The following is a 23,124-nucleotide window of genomic DNA, read 5'->3' on the forward strand; positions in this document are numbered from 1 at the left end:
TTCATGACATGCCTGGAACCTTCACGTTCGTGCATGACTACCAGTCAACTATGCATGAGTGTTAAAAACGTGACTAATTCGATTTAGCAATCGCATTTATATGCGGACGCAATAAATCGATGCGCTGAGCGCGTAAAAACGTTTATTTCTCTCTCGGGGGGCTGTCGGCGGGATTATAAGTGCGGCACCGTTACGTGAAATTATTTCATTTAGAAATAATAAAAATGGTGCAGGCTTGCTACAAAACTGTAGCGCAATGGCCACACTATTAGCAGGAAAGAAAGCAAATGAGGCAAGGAATAATGAGACAAGGAATCGGGTCCGATCACGGCCGTTGCAGCCGGAATCGTGGGCCCGATTCCCATGGATGCCCAGGCCCCGGCCTTCGTCGGCGGCGCCTGGCTGGCTCCCGTTACCTGCGGCTACCGGGCAGCGCGCCGGCGATTTCCGCTTCGAACTTCGCGAACCGCTCGTCGAGCTGCCCCAGCAGGCGCTTGCGGTCCGCCTCGCCCAGGAACGCGTGGCGGATGCTGTCATACGACAGCTTCTTCACTTCGGCGTAGTCGGTCTTGTAGCGGGTGGCGAACAGCATGTACTCGCTCGACAGGCTGTGGCGCGTGACGCCCGCGTCGTCGGTGGAGATCACGAACGGCACGCCGTACCGGCGATACAGCTCGATCGGGTGTTCCTCGTTCTTCACCCCGAGGATGAATTCATTGCTGGTGAGGTTCACCTCGACCGGGATACGGCGCTCGCGCATCGTCTTCATCACGGCCAGCGCATTTTTCTCGTGGGCGATGTCGATGCCGTGGCCGATGCGGTTCGCGCCCGCCACGTTGACCGCCTCGGCGATGTGGAACGTCAGCCCTTCCGGCGGCACGATACCGAGGCGCAGTTCGCCGGCGTGCAGCGCCGTCTTCACGTCCGGATACTTCGCTTTCAGGAAGCGGAACATGCGCATGTGCAGGCTGTAGTCGCGCATCGATACGTGCAGGCTTTCCTGCCCCACGATGTTGACGCCGACGATCAGCGGATTGGCCTGTGCCAGCTTGAAGCTGGCCAGCATCTGCGAAAACACGATCGACGGCGACAGGAAGCGCAGCACGTAAGGCTGGTAGCGCATCGTGAAGCGTTCGTCGTCGATGCCGGCGGCGCTTTTCTCCACGTTGGCGATGTAGTCGGCGATGCCCCTTGCAAAGGCGGGATTGCCTTCCAGCTGCGCGGTCAGCTTCGCCAGCGAAGCATCGAGCTGCGCCGGGTCGAAACCCGGCGCGGCGATCATGTTGTCGAAGGCGGGGTCCGGCGTGATCGGCGCGAGCTCGAAGATGGTCTCGATGTACGACAGGTTTTCGGCGATCGCCCGCGCCTTCAGCGTGCGCAGGCCTTCGTTCGTGTTGGTCGATGCCACCGGGCCGAAGTAGCCGAAGGTATCGAAGAAGGTCTGGTCCGGCGGCACCCGGTCGCCGCCGTGGTTATCGAAGTCGACCGTCGACCATTTCTGCAGCAGCTTGCGGTAGGTGTCGTTGTCGGCCACCAGGTCGGCGCCGGAAACACAGGTGCGCAGCGGCGCCGGCTTGGCGCGCTCGGCTTCCAGCGCGGCCTTGTCGCTGGTGATGCGGAAGTTGACCTTGCTCACGCAATAGCCCTGCTTGTCCACCCACTCCAGGTACTGCTCGGCGTAGATCGCGCCGGAGTAATGGTGATGCAGGTCGCCGCCCTTCGGCATCATCGTCATGAACATCGTCAGTTCGGCCGTCCTGGCCGGGCTGGCGACCAGCGTGGCGAAATGGCGCTTGACGATCTCTTCGTTGCCGCCCTTCTGCGCATGGGCGCCGCAGGCGAATGCGGCGGCGAGCGCCGCGGCGATGAGGCGTGGGGTGATGCCGGTTTTACCTGCTCGTTGCATGGGGACTCTCTCCGTATGGTGAGAAAGTCAGCTCTCCCGCTTGTGCACCGGCTTGCCGGCCGAGTACGTGGCCGCGATCACGCGGTCGTCGCCCAGCAGGGCCAGCGCGAACAGCATCTCCTCGAGGCTTTCCGTGCGGGCCGTGCGGCGCGCCAGCAACGGCGTGGCCTGCGGATCGAGCACGATGAAATCGGCCTCGTTGCCGGCGGCCAGGCTGCCGATCGTGCCGTCGAGATGCAGGCTGCGCGCGGCGCCCAGCGTGGACAAATAGAACATGCGCAGCGCGGGCAGGTAGCTGCCTTTCAAGCGCGCTACTTTATAGGCTTCATTCATCGTTTGCAACATCGAGAACGACGTGCCGCCGCCCACGTCCGTGGCCAGCGCCATCAGCATGCCGGCCTTGTCGGCTTCCTCGAAATCGAACAGGCCGCTGCCCAGGAACAGGTTCGACGTGGGGCAGACGGCCGCCGCCGACTTCGTTTCCGCCAGGCGGGCCCGGTCGCCGTCATCGAGCCAGATGCAGTGGCCGAACACGGCGCGCGGGCGCAGCATGCCGTAATGGTCGTACACGTCCAGGTAGCTGCGCGCCTTCGGGTACAGCTGCTGCACCCACTTGCATTCGTCCTCGTTCTCGGAGACGTGGGTCTGCAGGTAGGTATCCGGATACTGGCGGGCCAGCGCGCCGGCCAGCTCCATCTGCGCCTCGGTGGACGTGGGCGCGAAGCGCGGCGTGATCGCGTATTGCGAACGGCCGTGGTTGTGCCAGCGCTTGATCAGTTCCTCGCTTTCGCGCGCTCCCTGCTCGGCCGTATCGCACAGGAAGTCCGGGCAGTTCCGGTCCATCATCACCTTGCCGGCGATCATGCGCAGGCCGCGCGCTTCGCTGGCGGTGAAGAAGGCATCCACCGATTGCGGGTGCACGGTGCAGTACACCAGCGCCGTGGTGGTGCCCACGCGCAGCAGCTCGTCGAGGAAGAATTCGGCCACGCCGCCGGCATGGGCCGGGTCGGCGAACGCGCGCTCGGTGGGGAACGTGTACTTTTCCAGCCATGGCAGCAGGCCCGGCGCCGGGGAGGCGATCATGTCCGTCTGCGGGTAGTGGATGTGCGCGTCGATGAAGCCGGCCGTGATGATCTTGCCGCGGTAATCCGTCACCGGCGTGTCCGGCGGCAGCGTGTCGTGCAGCTGCGACCAGTCGCCGGCGGCCCGGATCTTGCCGTCGGCAACGATCAGCAGGCCATCCTCGTACCACGAGTGCGCCCGTTCGCTGAAGGCCGGGTCGGCATGGAAGGTCAGCAGGCCGGCGCGGTAGGCCTGCACGTTGGGGGTAATGGACATGTCAACTCTCTTGCAGGGCGGGCTGGCGCGGCATCGCGGCGGCGGCGAGTGCCTGCGCTTCCCAGGTGATCAGTAATTGTGCCGCCACGGAGACGGCGATGGCGGCGGGGGCCTTGTCGGTGATGCCGGGCACGCCGATCGGGCAGACCATCGCGCCGATCCGGTCCGCCGGAAAGCCGCGCGCGGCCAGGCGGCGTTCGAACAGCACGCGCTTCGTCTTCGAACCGATCAGGCCGAACCAGCCCACGGTCTCGCGCGCCAGGATCGCCGCGCACAGGCGCTCGTCCAGCGCATGGCTGTGGGTCAGCACGAGATAGCTGGCGCCGGGCGGGGCCGATGCTACCACGGCTTCCGGCGTATCGGTCGCCTCGATGACCACGTTGGCGGGAACGTCCGGCGGGAACATGTCGTCGCGCTCGTCCACCCAGGTGACGGTGCACGGCAGATGGGCCAGTGCCCGAACGATCGCCGCGCCGACGTGGCCGGCGCCGAACAGCACCAGGTGCGAGGCCGGCGCGGGAACCGGATCGACGAGCCAGCCGTCCGGCAGGACGATAGCGCTCGCAGTGCGCGGGAAGTGCCGCGGCACCTCCGCTTCGCCGGCGACCAGCGTGCCTTGCGCATCGAACACGGCGTTACGCGGCCGGCCGGCGATCGACGCCACGCGCCAGTAATCGCCGCGCCGCTCCGTTTGCACCCTGCGCAGCGTGGCAAGCGCCTCGGCCACCGATCCCGCGACCGGCTCGAACGACAGCCAGACGACGCCGCCGCAGCACTGCCCCAGGCTGGGGCCGAGGCCGAAGCGTTCGTAGCGCACTTCCGCCGCGCCGGACGCCAGCATCCCGCGCGCGATTTCCACGGCGCGCATTTCGAGATGCCCGCCGCCGATCGTGTCGTGCAGCGTGCGCGCCGTCACGAGGAACTTCGCGCCGGGCTCGCGCGGCGCCGATCCCTCGACCCGCGCCACCGTCACCAGCACCGCCGCGGTGGCGGCTGTCGTCAGCCATTCGTTCATGATTTCACCAATTTTTCCAGGGCAATGGCAAGCGCTGCAGAAAACCGGTGTCGGACACCGTCGAGACGGTGTCCGACACCGGATAATCAGCCAACTATCGGCCGACCGTCGCGGTCACGGCATCGATCGCGCGCAGGATTTCCTCGCTGGTGGCCGGCGCGTTCAGCGGCGGGCTCACCTGGTGGTTGCCCACGGCCGAGATGGCGTCGCGGATCGCGAAGAACACCGAGAACGGCAGCAGCAGCGGCGGTTCGCCGACGGCTTTCGAGCGGTGGATGCTGTCGGCCACGTTCGGCTGGTCGAACAGGTTCACGCGGAAGTCCTGCGGGCAGTCGGAGATGCCCGGGATCTTGTACGTGGACGGCGCATGCGTCATCAGCTTGCCGCCGGCGTTCCACCACAGCTGCTCGGTGGTCAGCCAGCCCATGCCCTGGATGAACGCGCCTTCGACCTGGCCGATGTCGATGGCCGGGTTCAGCGACGTGCCGGCATCGTACAGCGCATCGGCGCGCACCAGGCGCCATTCGCCGGTCAGCGTGTCGACGACCACCTCGGCCACCGCCGCGCCGTAGGCATAGTACGAGAACGGGTTGCCGTTCATCGACTTCGGATCCCACGACAGGTGTGGCGTGGCATAGAAGCCGTCCGACCACAGCTGCACGCGCTTCAGGTAGGCCTGCGCCACCAGCGTGGCGAAGCGGATCGATTCGCCGTTCACGTGCACGTGGTCGTCGTGGAACTTCACCGCCGAGGCTTCGCCGCCGTGCAGCGTGACGGCGAAGGCGGCCAGCCGCTCCTTGATCTGCCGCGCCGCGTCCTGCGCCGCCTTGCCGTTCAGGTCGGCGCCCGTCGATGCCGCCGTGGCGGACGTGTTGGCGACCTTGCTGGTATCGGTGGCGGTGATGCGCACATGGCTCAGGTCCAGGCCCAGTTCGTGCGCCACCACCTGCATCACCTTGGTGTTGACGCCCTGCCCCATCTCGGTGCCGCCGTGGTTGACGAGCACCGAGCCGTCGACATACACGTGCACCAGCGCGCCTGCCTGGTTCAGGTGGGTGACGTTGAACGCGATGCCGAACTTGAGCGGCGTGAACGCCAGGCCCTTCTTCAGCACCGGGCTGGTGGCGTTGAATTTCTCGACCGCTTCGCGCCGGGCACGGTATTCGCTGGTCGCTTCCAGTTGCGCCGTCAGGGCCGGCAGCACGTTGCCCGCCACGAGCTGGCCGTAAGGCGTGGTATTGCGTTCCTCGATGCCGTAGAAATTCAGGCGGCGGATGTCCAGCGCATCCTTGCCCAGCTCGCGGGCGATCTCGTCGATGATGTATTCGATCGCGATCGCGCCCTGCGGGCCGCCGAAGCCGCGGAACGCGGTGTTCGACTGGGTGTTGGTCTTGCCGGCGGCGGCGCGGATATCGGCGTCCGACAGGTAGTAGCAATTGTCGAAGTGGCAGATGGCGCGGGTGGCGACGGGGCCGGACAGGTCGGCCGAGTAGCCGGCGCGCGACGTCATGTCCACCCGGGCGGCGACGATGCGGCCTTCGTCGTCGTAGCCCACCTCGTATTCATAGTAGAAGCAGTGGCGCTTGCCGGTGACGATCATGTCGTCGTCGCGGTCGGCGCGCAGCTTGACCGGCACCTTCAGCTTGAACGCCGCGAGGGAGGCGGCGACCGCCCACAGCGCCGACTGCGATTCCTTGCCGCCGAAGCCGCCGCCCATGCGGCGGCACTCGACCTGGATATTGTGCGAGTGCAGGCCCAGCGCATGCGCGACCACGTGCAGCATCTCGCTCGGGTGCTGGGTGGAGCATTGCAGGAAGATGCCGCGGTTTTCCTTCGGGATCGCGTAGGAAATCTGGCCTTCCAGGTAGAACTGCTCCTGGCCGCCGACGAACAGTTCGCCCTTGACCACGCGGCTGGCGCGTTCGAACGCGGCTTGCGCATCGCCGCGCTCGAGCCGCATCGGCGGCAGCACGTACGAGCCGGCGGCCTTGGCTTCCTGCGGCGTGAAGATGGCCGGCAGTTCGTCATACGTGATGACGGCCTTGCGGGCGGCGCGGCGCGCATTGGTGTGCGTGTCGGCAACGACGATGAAGATCGGCTGACCCACGTACTGCACCAGGCCGGGCGACAGGACGGGATCGTCGTGGATGATCGGGCCGCAGTCGTTGACGCCGGGGATATCCTTGGCGGTGAACACGGCGACCACGCCGGGCGAATTCTTCACCGGGTCGAGATCCATGGCCGTGATGTTGGCGTGCGCCTTGCTGGACAGGCCCAGCGCGGCGTGCAGCGTGCCGTGCAGCTCGGGGATGTCGTCCGTGTAGGTGGCCTGGCCCAGCACGTGCAGCTCGGCCGATTCATGCTTGCGCGACAGGCCGACGCCGGCCCAGGCGGCGGCTTTCAGTTCGGGGATGGCGGGATGGTTCATGGCTGTCTCCTCAGGCGGCAAAGGCGTTGACGTCGCTGGCCGCCAGAGGCGCATCGAGTCGGGTTTCGAACCAGAAGCGGCGCAGCAGGTTCTGCGCGGTGCGCATCCGGTAGGTGCTGGAAGCGCGCATGTCCGACAGCGGCGCGTAGTCCTGCGCCAGCGCGGCCATCGCATCGGCCAGCGCCTCTTCGGTCCAGGCGCGGCCGTTCAGCGCGGCTTCGGCCAGCGCGGCGCGCTTCGGCGTGCCGGCCATGCCGCCGAACGCGATGCGCGCGGCCTTGACGATGTCGCCGTCGAACTCGAAGGCGAAGGCGGCGCACACGGCCGAGATATCCTGGTCGAAGCGCTTGGCCAGCTTGTAGGTGCGGAACGCCACGTTCGGGCGCGGCAGCGGCACGCGCACGGCGCGCACGAATTCGCCCGGCCGCATGTCCTTCTTCATGTAGTCGAGGTAGAACGCGTCCATCGGCAGCGTGCGGTCGCCTTCGGCGCCGTGCAGCACCACCTCGCTGCCCAGCGCGATCATCCACGGCATCGAATCGCCGATCGGCGAGCCGTTGGCCACGTTGCCGCCCAGCGTACCGGCGTTGCGGATCGGCAGCGACGCGAAGCGCTGGCGCAATTCGCCCAGCTCGTCCGGATAGTACTCGCACAGTTTGCCGTAGGCCTCGTCCAGCGCGACGCCGGCGCCGATTTCCAGCATAGTCCCATCGAGGGACACGTTCTTCAGCGCATCGACGTGGCCCAGGTAGATGATGTCGTTCAGCACGCGCATCTGTTTGGTGATCCACAGGCCCACGTCGGTGGAGCCGGCCAGCAGCGTGGCGCCCGGGCGCTCGGCGCGCAGTTGCGCCAGCTCTTCGAGCGTGCGCGGCGCGTGGAACGTCTGGCCGTTCGCGGCATAGGTGGCCAGCTTGTCGCGCTTGAGCGCCTGCAGCTGCGCCGCCACACCGGTCGTGTCGAACTGCACGGCGGGCAGTTCCGTCATGCGCCGCGCCGCGTCGATGATCGGACGGTAGCCGGTGCAGCGGCACAGGTTGCCAGACAGGCAATCGTCGATTTCCTTCCGTTCCGGCGTGCGGCCTTCCACTTTCATGTACATGCCCCACAGCGACATGGCGAAGCCCGGCGTACAGAAGCCGCATTGCGAACCGTGGCATTCGACCAGCGCCTGCTGCACCGGGTGCAGGTCGCCATTGGCCTGCTGCATGTCCTCGACCGTGAACAGCGCCTTGCCGTCCAGCGTGGGCGTGAGCTGGATGCAGGAATTGACGGCCTTCAGCTCGACGTTGCCGTCGACGAGGGTGCCGACGAGCACGGTGCAGGCACCGCAGTCGCCTTCGGCACAGCCTTCCTTGGTGCCGGTGCAATGCAGGTCTTCGCGCAGGTGCTGGAGCACCGTCTGCGTGGTATCGACACCCTGCACTTCGTGCACGGCGCCGCGGAAGTAAAAGCGGATCGGTTCGGACATGTTGGCCTCGCGGTAGTATCAGGTTGTAAGCCTAACACCCGCGACCAATCCACCTATAAGCAATTGCAGATGAGCCTTATCAGCGACAGCGCATGAAGCAACTTTATGCGATCGGGCTCATTTGCGCTTGTGCCAACGTTTCACGGCCTGGCGAACTGCCGGTCGTGGAACTCGAAGCGGGCACGGTCTTTCGGATCGTACGCGCCCGACTGGACATCGAGCCGCATTACGTTCGCACCCGCCCGGGACACCCGCGGCCAGGCCGGCAGGCCGGCGCCGTTCGGATCGCCCTGCCGGATGAAGTTGGCGAAGTAGGCCTGCATGGTGCGCGAGACGGCGCGGTCGTCGTCCGTCCACGCATACACCTTGTTGCCGTCCAGGTTACTCATCGCGTATTCGATCTCGGCGGAATGGACAGCGCCGGCGGCGGCCGGCTGGCCGTCGACGGTGGCCGGCCGGGGGCGCGTGTAGTAATACCGCCACGTCGGTGCCGCCTTCGCATGCAGGTCGATCCATTTCCACGTGCCGTAGACGATCCAGCGGTCGCCCGACAGGTCGCGCGCGGCGTCGGCCACGTCGTAGTCGTAGACGCGTGCCGCCTCGGCGGCCTCGGCGCCATAGAATTTTTGCAGCACGGCCTGGAAGCGCTCCGGCGTCGGCTCCTGGTTGTCCAGGATCGCGCCGGCATGCATTTCCTGCGAATTCCAGCCGGCCAGCAGCGGCACGGGCGCCTGGCGGCCCGCGGTGTAGCTGTCCAGCGGCGCACGGTCGAGCACATGGCCGTCGGTGACGATGCCGAAGCGCGGCGCGTCCGGCTTGCCCTGTGCCTGCAGCAAGGCTTCGGCCGGCGCCGCGCGCAGGTCCTGCAATGTGGCCAGGCCCAGGCTTTGCGCAAAGGCCACGCCCTGCTGCTCCGCTTCGGCCAGCGGCGGCGCGCCGCGCCGGCCCAGTACGGAACCGCTTTCGCCGATCGCGCGGGCAAACAGTCCTTTCGACATCGGCATGATCATCTGCGCGCTGACCGAATACGAACCGGCCGATTCGCCGGCGATCGTCACCTGCGCCGGATCGCCGCCGAAGGCCGCGATGTTCTTCTTCACCCAGGCCAGTGCCGCCGCCTGGTCCATCAGCCCGTAGTTGCCGGACGCTTTATGCCTGCTTTCGGCCGTCAGTCCGGGATGGGCCAGAAAGCCGAATACCCCGAGACGGTAATTGACCGTCAGCGCCACGATGCCCTGCCTTGCCATGGCCGCGCCTTCGTAGCGGGGCTCGGAGCCGTCGCCGGTGACCAGGCCGCCGCCGTGGAAGTACACCAGCACCGGCAGTTTTTTCGCGGCGGCCTTCGCGGGTGCCCAGACGTTAACGTAAAGGCAATCTTCGCTGGCCGCGGGCGAGCGGAACACCATGTCGGAAAACAGCGGCAGTTGCAGGCAGCGGTTGCCGAAGTCGCCCGCCTGGCGCACGCCCTGCCAGGGCCGCACCGGCTGCGGCGCCTGCCAGCGCAGCGCGCCGACCGGCGGCGCGGCGAACGGGATGCCCCTGAACGCGCGCACGCCGTCCTCGACGCGGCCCTCGATCCGGCCGCCCTCGATTTTTACGGTGGCGGCGGTGGTGGAAGGCGCCGCGGCCTGGGCAATGGTGGCCGCGGCGGCCAGCAGGATGCCGGCGGATGCTGATTTCATCGTGTTGTCTCCATCGTGGTTATGGTTTTGTCGCCGCACCGGGGCGGCCGTATTCCTGGATCAGCCGGGCCAGCAGGTAGATGCGCGGCGCGATGCTGTCCACTTCTGCGTATTCGTCGGCCGTGTGGATGCCGCCGCCGACGATGCCCAGGCCATCGAGCGTGGGCACGCCGGCCGCGAAGACCAGGCTGGCATCGGCTGCGCCGCCGGTGCTTTCCAGCGTCAGCTTGCGGCCGATCTCGGCGTAGACCGCGGCGGCTTTCCGCGCCAGCCCATCGGTGACGGGGCTGGGCGGCATCGGCGGGAAGCCCCGTTTCAGCGCCAGCGCCACCCTGGCGTCCGGCACCAGCTGGTTCGCGGCGATGCGGCGCAGGTCGCGCTCGACGCGGTCGAATTCGTCCGGCGTCTTCACGCGCACGTCCGCCGTGGCCTTCGCGTGGTCCGGGATCACGTTGCTGCGGTCGCCGCCCCGGATGACGGTCCAGCTGACGGTGGTTTCCCTGCCATCGTCGCCGAGGCGGGACAGCTGCACGACCTGGTGCGCCGCTTCCAGCGCCGCGTTGACGCCCTGCTTCGGCGCCACGCCGGCGTGCGAAGCCTTGCCGGTCACTTCCAGCTCGATCTCGCCGCTGCCCTTGCGCGCCACCACCAGCCCATCGGCCGCGCGGCCCGGTTCCAGGTTGAAGGCCACGTCATGTTCGCGCGCCAGCCGCTCTATCAGCGCGCGCGTGCCCTCGGAGCCGGTCTCCTCGTTCGTGTTGAGCAGGATGGTGAGCTTGCCGAAGTCCGCGCCGGTCAGCAGCCTGCCGGCCCCGATGGCGATGACGATGCCGCCTTTGTCGTCCATGATGCCGGGGCCGTAGGCGCGCCTGCCTTCCACCCGGAACGGGCGTTTCGCGGCGGTGCCGTCGGCGAACACGGTATCCATGTGGGCAACGAGCAGCACGCGGCCCTTCCCCGTGCCGCTGCGCGTGGCCACCAGGTTGTGGCCGGCCGCCGGCGAGGCCGGCAGCTTCTCGATGCGAAAGCCCTGCCGCGCCAGCTCGGCCGCGGCGATGGCGCCCACCGCATCGAGCCCCTTCGCGTTGAACGTGCCGGAATCGATGTTGACGAGCTTCTCCAGCAGCGCCAGGGCGGCCGGCTGCTGCGCTTCCGCCTGCTTCAGCAGCGCGGGGTTGGCCGACGCCGTTCCCGGTGTTGCTCCCAGTGTTGCCAATGCCAGCGAAATGCCGGCCGCGAGCTTGCGCATGTGATATCTCCCCGATAACATCCGATCATAGCTCAGTGTGCTGAACGATGTGCGCAACTGCCGAGCCTGTGTCAAGGAGCCAGACCCCATGACACGAGCTCGGCAGGAGGTGCGAGGTTGCACCACGTACATCATTCCCGTAGAATTTGCGGCTCTGCGGCCGCATTTGCCGCGATACCTTCCCCACGCCTTGGACAACATTCCCTTATGGGTGCAGCTCCTTGCACTCGCCTGCCTGATCTTCCTGTCGGCCTTTTTCGCGATGGCCGAAACCGCCCTGATGGCGGCCAACCGCTTCCGTTTGCGCCACGAGGCGAAGCGGGGCAGCCGCCGCGCGATTGCCACGCTGTGGCTGCTGGAGCGTACCGAGCGCCTGCTGTCGCTGGTACTGATCGCCAACACGCTGCTCAACGCGATGGCGATCGCGCTGGTGACGGCGATCGCCATCAACCGCTTCGGGCTGGAGGAACACGTGATTCTGATCTCGACCGGCGCGGTGGTGTTCATGTTGATCGTGCTGGCGGAGATTTCGCCGAAGATCATCGGCGCCCGCTATGCGGACCAGGTCGTGCTGCCGGCCAGCCTCGTGCTGCGGCCGCTGCTGCGCGCCGCCAGGCCCCTGATCTGGTTCGTGCACCTGTTCGTGGAAACGCTGCTGCGCGCGTTCCGGGTCAAGCCGGCCGGCAATCCCCATGAATCGGGCCTGTCCGCGGACGAGCTGCGCTCGGTGCTGCTGGAAGCGGGCAACTTCATCCCGCAGAAGCACCGCAGCATCCTGCTGAACCTGTTCGACCTGGACAAGATCTCCGTCGAGGACGTGATGACGCCCCGCGCGCAGATCGAGGCGCTGAACCTGGCGGTGCCGGTCGACGAGATCAAGCAGCAGCTGACCACCTGCTATCACAACAAGCTGCCCGTCTACGACGGGGAGATCAACCAGATGGTCGGCATCCTGCACGTGCGCAAGGCCATCGCGCTGCTCAACGAGGAGGACGAACTGACCGTGGCGCACTTCCGCGCGCTGCTGTCCGAACCCTACTTCATCCCGCAGGACACGGCCGTGTTCGCGCAGCTGCAGAACTTCCAGGAGCTGCGCGAGCGGCTGGCGATCATCGTCGACGAATACGGCGAGGTGCAGGGTCTCGTCACGCTGGACGACATCATCGAGGAAATGATCGGCGAATTCACGACGTCGACACCATCGGCCAGCCGGGCCGACACCTTCGGCTGGGATGCCAGGTCCACCTGCCTGCTGGAGGGCACCACCGCCCTGCGCGACATCAACAAGCGGCTGGGATTAAACTTTCCGCTGGACGGTCCGAAAACACTGAACGGGCTGTTGCTGGAATACCTGCAGGATATCCCGGACGCGCCGATCAGCGTGCGGATTGGCAATTGCACCATAGAGGTTGTACAGGTGCAAAATCAGCGCGTGAAAGTCGCCAAATTGCGACAGCTGGACAGGTAACACCGCTTTACAAAAGTGATGCCTGCGGGCATCATCGCTTGATTGCCCTCATCTTTCACGCGCGGTCCCATCGTCGTTCCTACATCTATGGCAGCAGTCCAACCCACGACGGCATCAGGCGCTCCCCTGCCGGGACTGGCGCGGGCCCTGTTGCAGGCCGGCCGCCTCACTTCCGCGCAGGCCGATGCGCTGCTCAAGCGCGCGGGTACGGAAAAGCAGCCGTTTATCGACGTGCTGCTCGGCAGCGGCGTCATCGGCGCGCGCGACCTGGCCGCCTTTTGCGCCGAAACGTTCGCCTACCCGATGCTCGACCTGCACACGGTCAACGTGGCCGCCCTGCCCCACAAGATCATCGACGAAAAGCTGATGCAGAGCGGGCGCGTGGTGGCACTGGCCAAGCGGGGCAACAAGATGTCGGTGGCGATTTCCGATCCCACCAACACACAGGCGCTGGACCAGATCAAGTTCCAGACCGAATCGTCGGTGGAGCCGGTGATCGTGCCGCACGATGCGCTGCTGCGGCTGCTGCATGAACTGAGCAAGAACAGCGAACAGCTGATGGGCGAGCTGGCCGGCGACGACAGCGAGATCCAGTTCGCCGAGGAAGGCGACGCGGCGGCTGCGGAAGCGCCGTCGACGGACATCGAGGATGCGCCGATCGTGCGATTCCTGAACAAGATGCTGATCGATGCCGTCAACATGGGCGCCTCGGACCTGCACTTCGAGCCGTTCGAGAAGTTCTACCGGATCCGCTTCCGGGTCGACGGCGTGCTGGTCGAGCATGCGCAGCCGCCGATCGCGATCAAGGACAAGCTGGTGTCCCGCATCAAGGTGCTGGCCCGGCTGGACATCTCGGAAAAGCGCGTGCCGCAGGATGGCCGCATGCGGCTGATCGTGTCGCCCACGAAAACGCTCGACCTGCGCATCTCCACGCTGCCCACGCTGTTCGGCGAAAAAACGGTGATGCGTATCCTCGATGCCACGCAGGCGCAGATGGGCATCGATGCGCTGGGCTACGAGCCGGACCAGCGCGCGCTGCTGCTCGATGCGATCGCCCGGCCCTACGGCATGGTGCTCGTGACCGGACCGACGGGTTCCGGCAAGACCGTGTCGCTGTACACGTGCCTGAACATCCTGAACAAGCCCGGCATCAATATCTCGACGGCGGAAGACCCGGCCGAGATCAATCTGCCCGGCGTGAACCAGGTGAACGTGAACGACAAGGCCGGGCTGACCTTCCCGGTGGCGCTGAAATCGTTCCTGCGCCAGGATCCCGACATCATCATGGTCGGCGAGATCCGCGACCTGGAAACGGCGGACATCGCGATCAAGGCGGCGCAGACGGGCCACATGGTGTTTTCCACGCTGCACACGAACGATGCGCCATCGACGCTGACGCGCCTGATGAACATGGGGGTGGCGCCGTTCAACATCGCCTCGTCCGTCATCCTGATCACGGCGCAGCGCCTGGCGCGCCGTTTGTGCACGTGCAAGAAGCCGGTCGACATCTCGCCGGACCTGCTGCTGCGCGCCGGCTACCGGGACGAGGACCTGGACGGCGGCTGGAAGCCCTACGGCCCGGTGGGCTGCGAGCGCTGCAACGGCTCCGGCTACAAGGGCCGCGTGGGCATCTACCAGATCATGCCGATCTCGCCGGCGATCGAGGCCCTGATCCTCGCGCACGGCAATTCGATGCAGATCGCCGCCCAGGCCCAGGCCGAAGGCGTGAAGTCGCTGCGCCAGTCCGGGCTGGTGAAGGTGAAGGCAGGGTTGACGAGCCTGGAAGAAGTGCTGGGTTGCACGAACGAATAGGGATAGAGGACATGGCACACGCGGGCGGCATCAAGGAATCCATCTTTGCCTGGGAAGGCAAGGACAAGACGGGCAAGACCGTGCGCGGCGAACTGCGCGCGGGCGGCGAGGCCGTGGTCAACGTGACCCTGCGCAGGCAGGGCATCATGGTCACCAAGGTCAAGAAGAAGGTGTACCGCTCCGGCAAGAAGGTCACGGACAAGGACATTTCCCTGTTCACCCGCCAGCTGGCGACGATGATGAAGGCCGGCGTGCCGCTGCTGCAGTCCTTCGACATCGTGGGCAAGGGCCACGCCAATCCCTCCGTGTCGAAGCTGGTGATGGACCTGCGCGCGGATATCGAAACCGGCACGAGCCTGAACCAGGCGTTCCGCAAGTTCCCGCTGTACTTCGATCCGCTGTTCTGCAACCTGGTCGGCGCCGGCGAGCAGGCCGGCATCCTGGAAGACCTGCTGACCCGGCTGGCGATCTACAAGGAAAAGACGCTGGCGATGAAGGCCAAGATCAAGTCGGCGCTCACGTATCCGATCGCGATCCTGGCGGTGGCGTTCATCGTCACGGCGGTGATCATGATCTGGGTGGTGCCGGCGTTCAAGGAAGTGTTCTCCAGCTTCGGCGCGGACTTGCCGGCACCCACGCTGGTGGTGATGGCGATCTCCGAATTCTTCGTCGACTGGTGGTACATGATCTTCGGCGGCCTGTTCGCGGCGATCTACTTCTTCTTCCAGGCGTGGCGGCGATCCCTCGGGATGCAGCAGGCGCTGGACCGGCTCCTGCTGCGCGTGCCCGTGTTCGGCGACGTGATCAGGAAGGCGACGATCGCGCGCTGGACGCGCACCCTGTCGACCATGTTCGCCGCCGGCGTGCCGCTGGTCGAGGCGCTCGACTCGGTGGGCGGCGCCGCCGGCAATGCCGTCTACCTGGAGGCCACGCGCAAGATCCAGAGCGACGTCTCCACCGGCGTGAGCCTGACGGTGGCGATGCAGAACGTGGAAGTGTTCCCGAACATGGTCACGCAGATGGTGGCGATCGGCGAGGAATCCGGCGCGCTGGACGCGATGCTGGGCAAGGTGGCCGACTTCTTCGAGGAAGAGGTCGACGAGGCGGTCGCTTCCCTGTCGTCGCTGATGGAGCCGGCGATCATGGTGATCCTCGGCGTGCTGATCGGCGGGCTGGTGGTGGCGATGTATCTGCCGATCTTCAAGCTGGGGTCGGTGGTCTGAGCCTGGCCGCCGCGGTTTCCGGAAGACGTCACGGTATCAGGAACACTGCGCGGTGCATGCGCAGTGTTCCCACGAGATGCGGCAGCGACTTTGCGCTGCTGCCGGCAGCTGCCCGGCCAGGCCGGCATCAACGGCTCCGCACCACCCGCCACACGGTATTGGCCAGGTCGTCAGCGATGATCAGCGCCCCGCGCGGGTCGACCGTCACGCCGACCGGACGCCCGCGCGTCTTGCCATCGGCATCGCGGAAGCCGGTAACGAAGTCGACCGGCTCGCCGGCGGGCATGCCGCCCCTGAACGGCACGAAGATCACCTTGTAGCCGACGGGCTGGCTGCGATTCCAGCTACCGTGCTCGCCGACGAATGCCCCGTTGGCATATTGTTCTCCCATCGCCGGCAGGGAAAAACTCAGGCCGAGCGCTGCGACGTGCGATCCCAGGCTGTAATCGGGCTTGACGGCGGCGGCGACCTTGTCGGGGCGCCGCGGCATGACGCGCGTGTCGACGTTCTGTCCCCAGTAGCTGTACGGCCAGCCGTAGAAGGCGCCTTCGCGCACCGAGGTCAGGTAGTCCGGTACCAGGTCCGGTCCCAGTTCGTCGCGTTCGTTCACGACCGCCCACAATTTTCCGGTGTCGGGGTGCATCGCCAATGCCGTCGGGTTGCGCAGCCCGGTCGCATAGGGCTTGTGGGCGCCCGTCGCGGCGTCGATCTGCCACACCATCGCGCGGTCGAGCTCAGCCTCCATGCCGCGTTCGGTGATATTGCTGTTCGAGCCGATGCCGACATACAGGGTGCGCCCGTCGGGGCTGATGGTGAGCGCCTTCGTCCAGTGATGATTGATTTCGGCAGGCAGCCTGGCGATGCTGGCCGGCGGCCCGCCGGCCCTGGTCTGGCCCTCCTGGTAGTTGAAACTGACCAGTTCACCCTGGTTTGCCACGTACACCTTGCCATTGGCGAACGCGAGGCCGTAAGGCGCGTCGAGTTTTTCCGCGAAGACGGTCTTCAACTCGTATTGGCCGTCGCCATCGGCATCGCGCAGCAAGGTCAGGCGATCGCCGCCTTCCACCTTGGTATTGCCTTGCGCCTTGATGTAGCCGGCGATGACGTCCTTGGGCTTAAGCTTCGCGGCATGGCCGCCGCGCCCTTCCGCGACGAGGATATCGCCATTGGGCAGCACCAGCGTCTGCCGCGGAATCTTCAGGTCGGTGGCGATCGCGGCGATGCTGAAGCCCTTCGGCACGGTCGGCTTTTGACTGCCCCATGCCACCGGCTCGGCGATCTTCATGCTGGGCAGCAAACCGCGCTCGGGTTGCGGCAGCGTGGGGTCGGGCCCGCGCGCCTGCTGGCCATCTCCCTTGTCGGCGCATGCGGTCAGCAACAGCGCCATGCCCAGCAATGCCAGTGGCTTTATCGGCTTTATCGGCTTTATCGGCTTCATTTCGCCACCTCCGGACGCGTATCCAGGCTGATCCACGTCGCGATGCAGGCCAATGCGGCAACGATCACCGACACGATCAATCCTTCCGGCATCGCCGCCCAGGCGTCCTTGGCATGGACGAAGGCGTTGCCCAGTCCCAGTACCCAGGTTGCCAGCAACAGCAGCAGGCCGATCAATGGACGCCCTGTCCTGTGCCGGGCACGGAGCAGGCCCGCCACGGAAAGTAGCAGGGCAAGACCGCCGAAGAGCAGGCCGCCGGCGATGAGCCACGATGCAAAATTGCTCCACTGGATCTGGTAGCTTCGATAGTAGGCCGCATCGCTCGCCAATGCACCGAGAAACAGGGGAACCGTTCCGGAGAGCAGGATGGCATGCAGCCGTCCCGGCGGGTGTCGATGAATCGGGCCGTTCGTTATGTGTGCTGACATTGCATGGTCCTCGTCGTAGGTTTCGCTTGGCGAATCGTATCGATATTACAAATATCCTGTCGCATAGCTGAGGCCGGAGCCGGTACCGCTACAGGAGCTTCGGCCCCGCCGCGTCGCACAGTGGCGGCGTGGAGCCATCTGCAGAGAGTCCGTCTGCAAATGGCGAGCGGTGGTGTAAGCTCTGGTTTTCATCTGCCGGCCTGGTGCGCAGGGCGCCACGGAACCCACACATGCTCGAGTCACTCTTTCTTTTCTCCCCTCCCGCCACCCTCCCCGCCGCGATCGTCGCCGCCATCTTCGGCCTGCTGGTCGGGAGCTTCCTGAATGTCGTCATCTATCGCATGCCGAAGATGATGCAGCGCGAATCGGACAATTACGTGGCCAGCGAATCGGGCTTGCCACTGCCGCACACGGACCGCTTCAACCTGATGGTGCCGCGCTCGCGCTGCGGCCACTGCGGGCACCAGATCACGGCGCTGGAAAACATCCCGGTGGTCAGCTGGCTGGCGCTGGGCGGCAAGTGCCGCAGCTGCAAGACACCCATCTCCGGCCGCTATCCGGTCATCGAGGCGCTGACCGGCGCGCTGTCGGCGGCGCTGGTGTGGCAGTTCGGCAGCGGCTGGACGGGCCTCGCCACACTGCTGTTCGCCTACCTCCTGGTCGCGATGACGTTCATCGATGCCGATACCAGGCTGCTGCCGGACGACCTGACGTACCCGCTGCTGTGGGCCGGCCTGCTGGTGAACCTGAACGGCACCTTCGTGCCGCTGGCGGACGCGGTGATCGGCGCCGCCGCCGGCTACCTGGTGCTGTGGTCCGTCTACTGGCTGTTCAAGCTGCTGACCGGGAAGGAAGGCATGGGCTACGGCGACTTCAAGCTGCTGGCCGCGCTGGGCGCGTGGCTGGGCTGGACGATGCTGCCGACGATCATCCTGCTGTCGTCCATCGTGGGTGCGCTGGTCGGCATCGGCCTGATCCTGTTCGCCAAGCGCGGGCGCGACAACCCGATCCCGTTCGGCCCGTACCTGGCGGCGGCGGGCATGATCGCGCTGATGTTCGGTCCGCAGATCGCGGCGTTCACGAGCCGGCTGCTGGGCGTGGCATGAACGGTGGCCTGGGAGGGGGCGTGGAAGGGGGCGTGGAAGTGGGCACGACGCGCAGGTTCACCGTCGGCCTGACGGGCGGCATCGGCAGCGGCAAGAGCGTGGTCGCGCGGCTGTTCGCCGGACGGGGCGCGGATATCGTCGATACCGACCGGATCGCGCGCAGTCTCACCGCGCCGCATGGCGCCGCGATGCCGGCGGTGCTGGCCGCGTTCGGCGACGGCTTCGCCGATGCGCACGGCGCGCTGGACCGCGCGAAGATGCGCGCGCTGGTGTTTTCCGAGCCCGATGCGAAGCGCCGGCTGGAGGGCATCCTGCACCCGATGATCCGCGATGCCGTGCTGGCCGAGAGCCTGCTGGGCACGGGGCCGTATGTGATCTTCGATATTCCCCTGCTGGTCGAGTCCGGCACATGGAAGGACCGCGTGGACCGCGTGCTCGTGGTCGACTGTCCCGAAGCGGTGCAGGCGGCGCGCGTGGTGGCGCGCAGTGCGCTGCCGGCCTCGCAGGTGCAGGCCATCATGGCGGCGCAGGCGCCCCGCCAGGTGCGGCTCGCCGCCGCGGACGATGTCATCGACAACGGCGGCGAACTGGCCGCGCTGGCGCCGCAAGTCGACCGCTTGCATGCAACTTACTTAACGATGGCTGAAGAAGGGGTGAAGAACTGGTAAAAAACAATTAACAACGTTTGTATTTTTGCCTCGCATGGTTCAGAATCACGGGCATATTTCAGGCCCACCAACGAGGGATTCACTTTGATCGTCTATGAATATCCTTTCAACGAGCGCATCCGCACGCTGCTGCGCCTGGAGGACCTGTACGAGAAGTTCAAGTTTTTCCTGAACCAGGAACATGCGCTGCAGCACCACGTGGCGCTCGCCACGATCTTCGACATGCTCGAAGTGGCCGGCCGCGCCGATCTGAAATCCGACCTGCTGCAGGAAATCGAGCGCCAGAAGCAGACGCTGATGGGCTACCGTTCCAACCCCGCCGTGCAGGCCGAGATGCTCGATGCAATCCTCGAGGAACTCGACAGCGTGTCGTCCGCGCTGGTCGCCTCGCAGGGCAAGACGGGCCAGAACGTGCGCGACAACGAATGGCTGATGAGCATACGGGGCCGCACGATCATTCCCGGCGGCGCCTGCGATTTCGATCTGCCGTCGTATTACGCGTGGCAGCAGCAGCCGTTCGAGCAGCGCTACGGCGACATCGTCACGTGGTTCGCGCCGCTGGCGCCGCTGTTCGACGCGCTGGCGATCGTGCTGCGGCTGCTGCGCGATTCCGGCTCGACCAAGAAGATGATCGCCAACGCCGGCAGCTACCAGCAGATGTTGCAGGGTAAGGTGTTCCAGATGCTGAGGCTGACGGTCGATGCGTCGCTGGGTGCGATTCCGGAAATCTCGGCCAACAAGTACATGCTGTGGGTACGTTTCACCAGCCAGGGCGGCGACTGCAAGCCGAAGCCGCTGGAAGAGGACGTGCCGTTCGAATTGACCCTTTGTAATTTCTGACTATGCCAACCGTTGTCGACTGCCCCACCTGCGGCAAGAAAGTGGAGTGGAGCGAGAAAAACAAGTTCCGCCCCTTCTGCTCCGAACGCTGCAAACAAATCGACCTGGGTGCCTGGGCCGAGGAAAAATACACGATCCCCGGCGCCATTCCCACCGATCCGCTCGAGGAAGACAAGCAGTAGCGTTGCTGGTGTCCACCAGTGGCTGCCGGGACGCTCGACGAACATCGGTGCCTCAAAACCGGTGACAGGCTCCGAATTTTGAGAAACATTTCAAATTAATGGGAGCCTGTCACCGATTTTCCGATTTTCAGGAACGCTCGATCCACTGCAGCAGCGGGATCGTGGCCGGCAGCAGCGGCTCCACGCTCACCGCCCCCTGCCACGCGAACGCCTGCCCTTCCAGGCTTTGCGGCTCGCCGCGCCACGCGCGGCTGATGAAGAAGTGCAGCCGCACGTGGGCATGTTCGTACACGTGCTCGACGCCGCACCATTCGTCGGCGGCAATCACTTCGATGCCCAGTTCTTCCATGAATTCGCGCTTGAGCGCGGCGAGGATGGTCTCGCCCGGGTCCACCTTCCCGCCGGGGAATTCCCAGTAGCCGGCGTACGGCTTGCCCGCCGGGCGCTGGCCCAGCAGCACGTCGCCGTTCGGCTTCATCAGGATGCCGACCGCCACGTCGATCGGCCTGGCGCTATCCGTCATGCCGCGCCTTCCGCGCCCGCCTCCGGTGCCATCCTGCCGGCATGGTCGCGCGCGAACTGCCACGCGACGCGGCCCGAGCGCGAGCCCCGCTGCAGCGCCCAGCGCAGCGCGTCGCCGCGGGCTTCCTCGATCTGCGCCGGCGTGCAGCCGAACGTGGACAGCCAGTGCGCAACGATGGCCAGGTAATCGTCCTGCTTGAACGGGTAGAACGACAGCCACAGTCCGAAGCGCTCGGACAGCGAGATCTTTTCCTCGACCGTTTCGCCGGGATGCAGGTCGCCGTCCTCGTCGTGCCGGTAGCTCATGTTCTCGGACATCTTTTCCGGCAGCAGGTGCCGCCGGTTCGACGTGGCGTAGATCAGCACGTTGTCCGATTGCGCGGTGACCGAACCGTCCAGCGCCACCTTCAGCGCCTTGTAGCCGCTCTCGCCTTCCTCGAACGACAGGTCGTCGCAGAACACCACGAAGTGCTCGGGCCGGCCGGCCACCAGGTCGATGATGTCCGGCAGGTCGGCGAGATCGGCCTTGTCCACTTCGATCAGCCGCAGGCCCTGGCCGGCGAACCCGTTCAGGCACGCCTTGATCAGCGACGATTTGCCGGTACCGCGCGCGCCCGTCAGCAGCACGTTGTTGGCCGGGCGGCCCGCCACGAACTGGCGGGTGTTCTGCTCGATCTGCGCCTTCTGGACCGCCACGTTATGGAGGTCGTCCAGCGTGATCTTCGATGCGTGGGCGACCGGCTGCAGCCACCCGGCGGTGCCGCCGATGCCGCTGCGTTTGCGCCAGCGGAATGCGAACGCCGCATTCCAGTCCGGTGCCGGCACGGCCGGCGGCAGCAAGGCCTCCACCCGCGCCAGCACGCTTTCGGCGCGGGCGAGGAAGGTCGCCAACGAGTCTTCCGGCCCCGCCATCAGGAGCGGTAATCCGCGTTGATCGACACGTAGTCGTGCGACAGGTCGCAGGTGTACACGGTGGCGGCGGCGCTGCCGCGCGCCAGTTTCACGCGCACGGCGATTTCGCTCTGCTTCATCACGCGCTGGCCGTCTTCTTCCTTGTAGTCCGGGTTGCGGCCGCCGTCCTTCGCCACCCACACATCGTCCAGCCACAGGTTGATCTTCGAGACGTCGAGATCCACGCCCGCATAGCCGATCGCGGCCAGGATGCGGCCCAGGTTCGGGTCGGAGGCGAAGAACGCCGTCTTCACCAGCGGCGAGTGGCCGATCGAGTAGGCGATCTTGCGGCACTCTTCCACGGATTCACCTTCTTCCACCGAGATCGTGATGAACTTGGTGGCGCCTTCGCCGTCGCGCACGATGGCCTGCGCCAGGAACACGGACAGTTCGGTGACGGCGGCGGCCAGTTCGCGGTATTCGGCCGAATCGACCGAGTTCACTTCGAGCGTGCCGGCGCCGGTGGCGACCAGCATGAACGAATCGTTGGTGGACGTGTCGCCGTCGATCGTGATGCAGTTGAACGACTGGTCGGCTGCTTCCTTCACCAGCACGTCGAGCACGTTCTGCGCCACCTTCGCGTCGAACGCCAGGTAGCCCAGCATCGTGGCCATGTTCGGCTTGATCATGCCGGCGCCCTTGCTGATGCCGGTCAGCGTGACCGCGTGGCCCGCGATCGTGACCGTGCGCGAGCCGGCTTTCGGCTGCGTGTCGGTGGTCATGATGCCTTCGGCCGCGTTGAACCAGTTGTCCGCCTTCAGGTTCTGCACGGCGGCGGGCAGGCCGGCCGTGATCTTGGCCACCGGCAGCGGTTCCAGGATCACGCCGGTGGAAAACGGCAGGATCTGCTGCGCATCGATGCCCAGCTCGGCCGCCAGCGCTTCGCAGGTGGCGCGTGCGTTGGCCAGGCCCGCCTCGCCGGTGCCCGCATTGGCGTTGCCCGTATTGACGAGCAGCGCGCGGATCGGCTTGCCGCCGGCATTCACGGCCGCCAGGTTTTCTTTTGAAATCTGCACCGGCGCCGCGCAGAAGCGGTTCAGCGTGAACACGCCGGACACCGTGGCGCCCTCGGCCAGCTTCATCACCAGCACATCCTTGCGGTTCGGTCTCTTGATGCCCGCTTCGGCGTAGCCGATTTCGATACCGGCGACAGGTTTCAGCTCAGCGGCGACAGGAATGGGGGAATTGACGGCCATGTGTATTCTCGTGCGGGTTGGTGGAATCGCTATTGTAATACCTGTGACAACAGGAAGCTGCAGGTGACCGGTGGTCGTCTGATGACTTGTATTTTTTTGTAGAAATAGTGTCCTGGCCTGCCTGGAATGTCGGCAAAAGTTCACAAAATGCGACAGTGACTTTCATGTTTTATATCCTTTAGGAAATAAAACTTGATGCCC

General features: G+C 65.8%; 19 protein-coding genes. 7 read left to right on the plus strand and 12 right to left on the minus strand.

Annotation, left to right across the window (positions count from 1 at the left end; genetic code table 11):
- Window positions 1–412: 412 nt before the first annotated feature.
- The 7 genes from GJV26_RS08545 to GJV26_RS08575 all read right to left on the minus strand — a co-directional run bounded on the left by GJV26_RS08545 (window position 413) and on the right by GJV26_RS08575 (window position 11,089).
- Window positions 413–1,906, minus strand: coding sequence for an adenosine deaminase family protein (locus GJV26_RS08545; RefSeq protein ID WP_155708450.1), 1,494 nt, complete (start codon window positions 1,904–1,906; stop codon window positions 413–415).
- Window positions 1,907–1,933: 27 nt separating this feature from the next.
- Window positions 1,934–3,244, minus strand: coding sequence for a guanine deaminase (gene guaD / locus GJV26_RS08550; RefSeq protein ID WP_155708451.1), 1,311 nt, complete (start codon window positions 3,242–3,244; stop codon window positions 1,934–1,936).
- A gap of 1 nt (window position 3,245) precedes the next feature.
- Window positions 3,246–4,259, minus strand: coding sequence for a xanthine dehydrogenase accessory protein XdhC (gene xdhC / locus GJV26_RS08555; protein ID WP_155708452.1), 1,014 nt, complete (start codon window positions 4,257–4,259; stop codon window positions 3,246–3,248).
- 94 nt (window positions 4,260–4,353) lie between these two features.
- A complete protein-coding gene (gene xdhB / locus GJV26_RS08560) occupies window positions 4,354–6,687 on the minus strand; it encodes a xanthine dehydrogenase molybdopterin binding subunit (protein ID WP_155708453.1) in 2,334 nt (777 codons plus the stop codon).
- A 10-nt stretch (window positions 6,688–6,697) separates the two neighbouring features.
- On the minus strand, window positions 6,698–8,158 hold the full coding sequence (gene xdhA / locus GJV26_RS08565) for a xanthine dehydrogenase small subunit (RefSeq protein WP_155708454.1): 1,461 nt from the start codon (window positions 8,156–8,158) through the stop codon (window positions 6,698–6,700).
- 140 nt (window positions 8,159–8,298) lie between these two features.
- The gene (locus GJV26_RS08570; protein WP_155708455.1) at window positions 8,299–9,840 is read right to left on the minus strand and encodes a carboxylesterase/lipase family protein; all 1,542 of its coding nucleotides are present in this window, start codon (window positions 9,838–9,840) and stop codon (window positions 8,299–8,301) included.
- A gap of 19 nt (window positions 9,841–9,859) precedes the next feature.
- Window positions 9,860–11,089 (minus strand): glutamate carboxypeptidase, encoded by a 1,230-nt coding sequence (locus GJV26_RS08575; RefSeq protein ID WP_155708456.1) that lies wholly within the window; start codon window positions 11,087–11,089, stop codon window positions 9,860–9,862.
- Between the two features lie 190 nt (window positions 11,090–11,279).
- Here GJV26_RS08575 and GJV26_RS08580 point away from each other — a divergent pair, with 190 nt between their 5' ends.
- From GJV26_RS08580 to GJV26_RS08590, 3 genes are all read left to right on the plus strand, one after another.
- Window positions 11,280–12,557 (plus strand): HlyC/CorC family transporter, encoded by a 1,278-nt coding sequence (locus tag GJV26_RS08580; protein ID WP_155708457.1) that lies wholly within the window; start codon window positions 11,280–11,282, stop codon window positions 12,555–12,557.
- A gap of 87 nt (window positions 12,558–12,644) precedes the next feature.
- Complete coding sequence (pilB, locus tag GJV26_RS08585) at window positions 12,645–14,369, plus strand: type IV-A pilus assembly ATPase PilB (protein WP_155708458.1); 1,725 nt, start codon at window positions 12,645–12,647, stop codon at window positions 14,367–14,369.
- An 11-nt stretch (window positions 14,370–14,380) separates the two neighbouring features.
- A complete protein-coding gene (locus GJV26_RS08590) occupies window positions 14,381–15,592 on the plus strand; it encodes a type II secretion system F family protein (RefSeq protein WP_155708459.1) in 1,212 nt (403 codons plus the stop codon).
- 127 nt (window positions 15,593–15,719) lie between these two features.
- Here GJV26_RS08590 and GJV26_RS08595 read toward each other — a convergent pair whose 3' ends face one another.
- On the minus strand, window positions 15,720–16,979 hold the full coding sequence (locus tag GJV26_RS08595) for a PQQ-dependent sugar dehydrogenase (RefSeq protein ID WP_173346329.1): 1,260 nt from the start codon (window positions 16,977–16,979) through the stop codon (window positions 15,720–15,722).
- 47 nt (window positions 16,980–17,026) lie between these two features.
- Window positions 17,027–17,458, minus strand: coding sequence for a DUF2231 domain-containing protein (locus GJV26_RS08600; protein ID WP_155708461.1), 432 nt, complete (start codon window positions 17,456–17,458; stop codon window positions 17,027–17,029).
- Between the two features lie 230 nt (window positions 17,459–17,688).
- On the opposite strand from GJV26_RS08600, the gene GJV26_RS08605 reads away from it, so the two are divergent.
- From GJV26_RS08605 to yacG, 4 genes are all read left to right on the plus strand, one after another.
- Window positions 17,689–18,564: a prepilin peptidase gene (locus GJV26_RS08605; RefSeq protein WP_155708462.1), complete on the plus strand. Its 876-nt coding sequence runs from the start codon at window positions 17,689–17,691 to the stop codon at window positions 18,562–18,564.
- Entirely contained in the window at window positions 18,561–19,232 is a 672-nt protein-coding gene (coaE, locus tag GJV26_RS08610; RefSeq protein ID WP_155708463.1) for a dephospho-CoA kinase, read from the plus strand. Before GJV26_RS08605 ends, coaE begins: the two co-directional genes overlap by 4 nt.
- 84 nt (window positions 19,233–19,316) lie before the next feature.
- Window positions 19,317–20,072, plus strand: coding sequence for a cell division protein ZapD (gene zapD / locus GJV26_RS08615; RefSeq protein WP_155708464.1), 756 nt, complete (start codon window positions 19,317–19,319; stop codon window positions 20,070–20,072).
- 2 nt (window positions 20,073–20,074) lie between these two features.
- Window positions 20,075–20,254, plus strand: coding sequence for a DNA gyrase inhibitor YacG (gene yacG, locus GJV26_RS08620; RefSeq protein WP_155708465.1), 180 nt, complete (start codon window positions 20,075–20,077; stop codon window positions 20,252–20,254).
- Between the two features lie 127 nt (window positions 20,255–20,381).
- Here the strand turns inward: yacG and GJV26_RS08625 are convergent, their stop codons facing one another.
- Genes GJV26_RS08625 through argJ form a run of 3 tightly spaced genes read right to left on the minus strand, consistent with a single transcriptional unit; the run spans window position 20,382 to window position 22,923 of the window.
- Complete coding sequence (locus tag GJV26_RS08625; RefSeq protein ID WP_155708466.1) at window positions 20,382–20,777, minus strand: NUDIX domain-containing protein; 396 nt, start codon at window positions 20,775–20,777, stop codon at window positions 20,382–20,384.
- Entirely contained in the window at window positions 20,774–21,688 is a 915-nt protein-coding gene (locus tag GJV26_RS08630; RefSeq protein WP_155708467.1) for an ATP-binding protein, read from the minus strand. Before GJV26_RS08630 ends, GJV26_RS08625 begins: the two co-directional genes overlap by 4 nt.
- Window positions 21,688–22,923, minus strand: coding sequence for a bifunctional glutamate N-acetyltransferase/amino-acid acetyltransferase ArgJ (gene argJ, locus GJV26_RS08635; protein ID WP_155708468.1), 1,236 nt, complete (start codon window positions 22,921–22,923; stop codon window positions 21,688–21,690). Before argJ ends, GJV26_RS08630 begins: the two co-directional genes overlap by 1 nt.
- Window positions 22,924–23,124 lie beyond the last annotated feature (201 nt).

The organism is Pseudoduganella dura (assembly GCF_009727155.1).
GTDB lineage: Bacteria > Pseudomonadota > Gammaproteobacteria > Burkholderiales > Burkholderiaceae_D > Rugamonas > Rugamonas dura.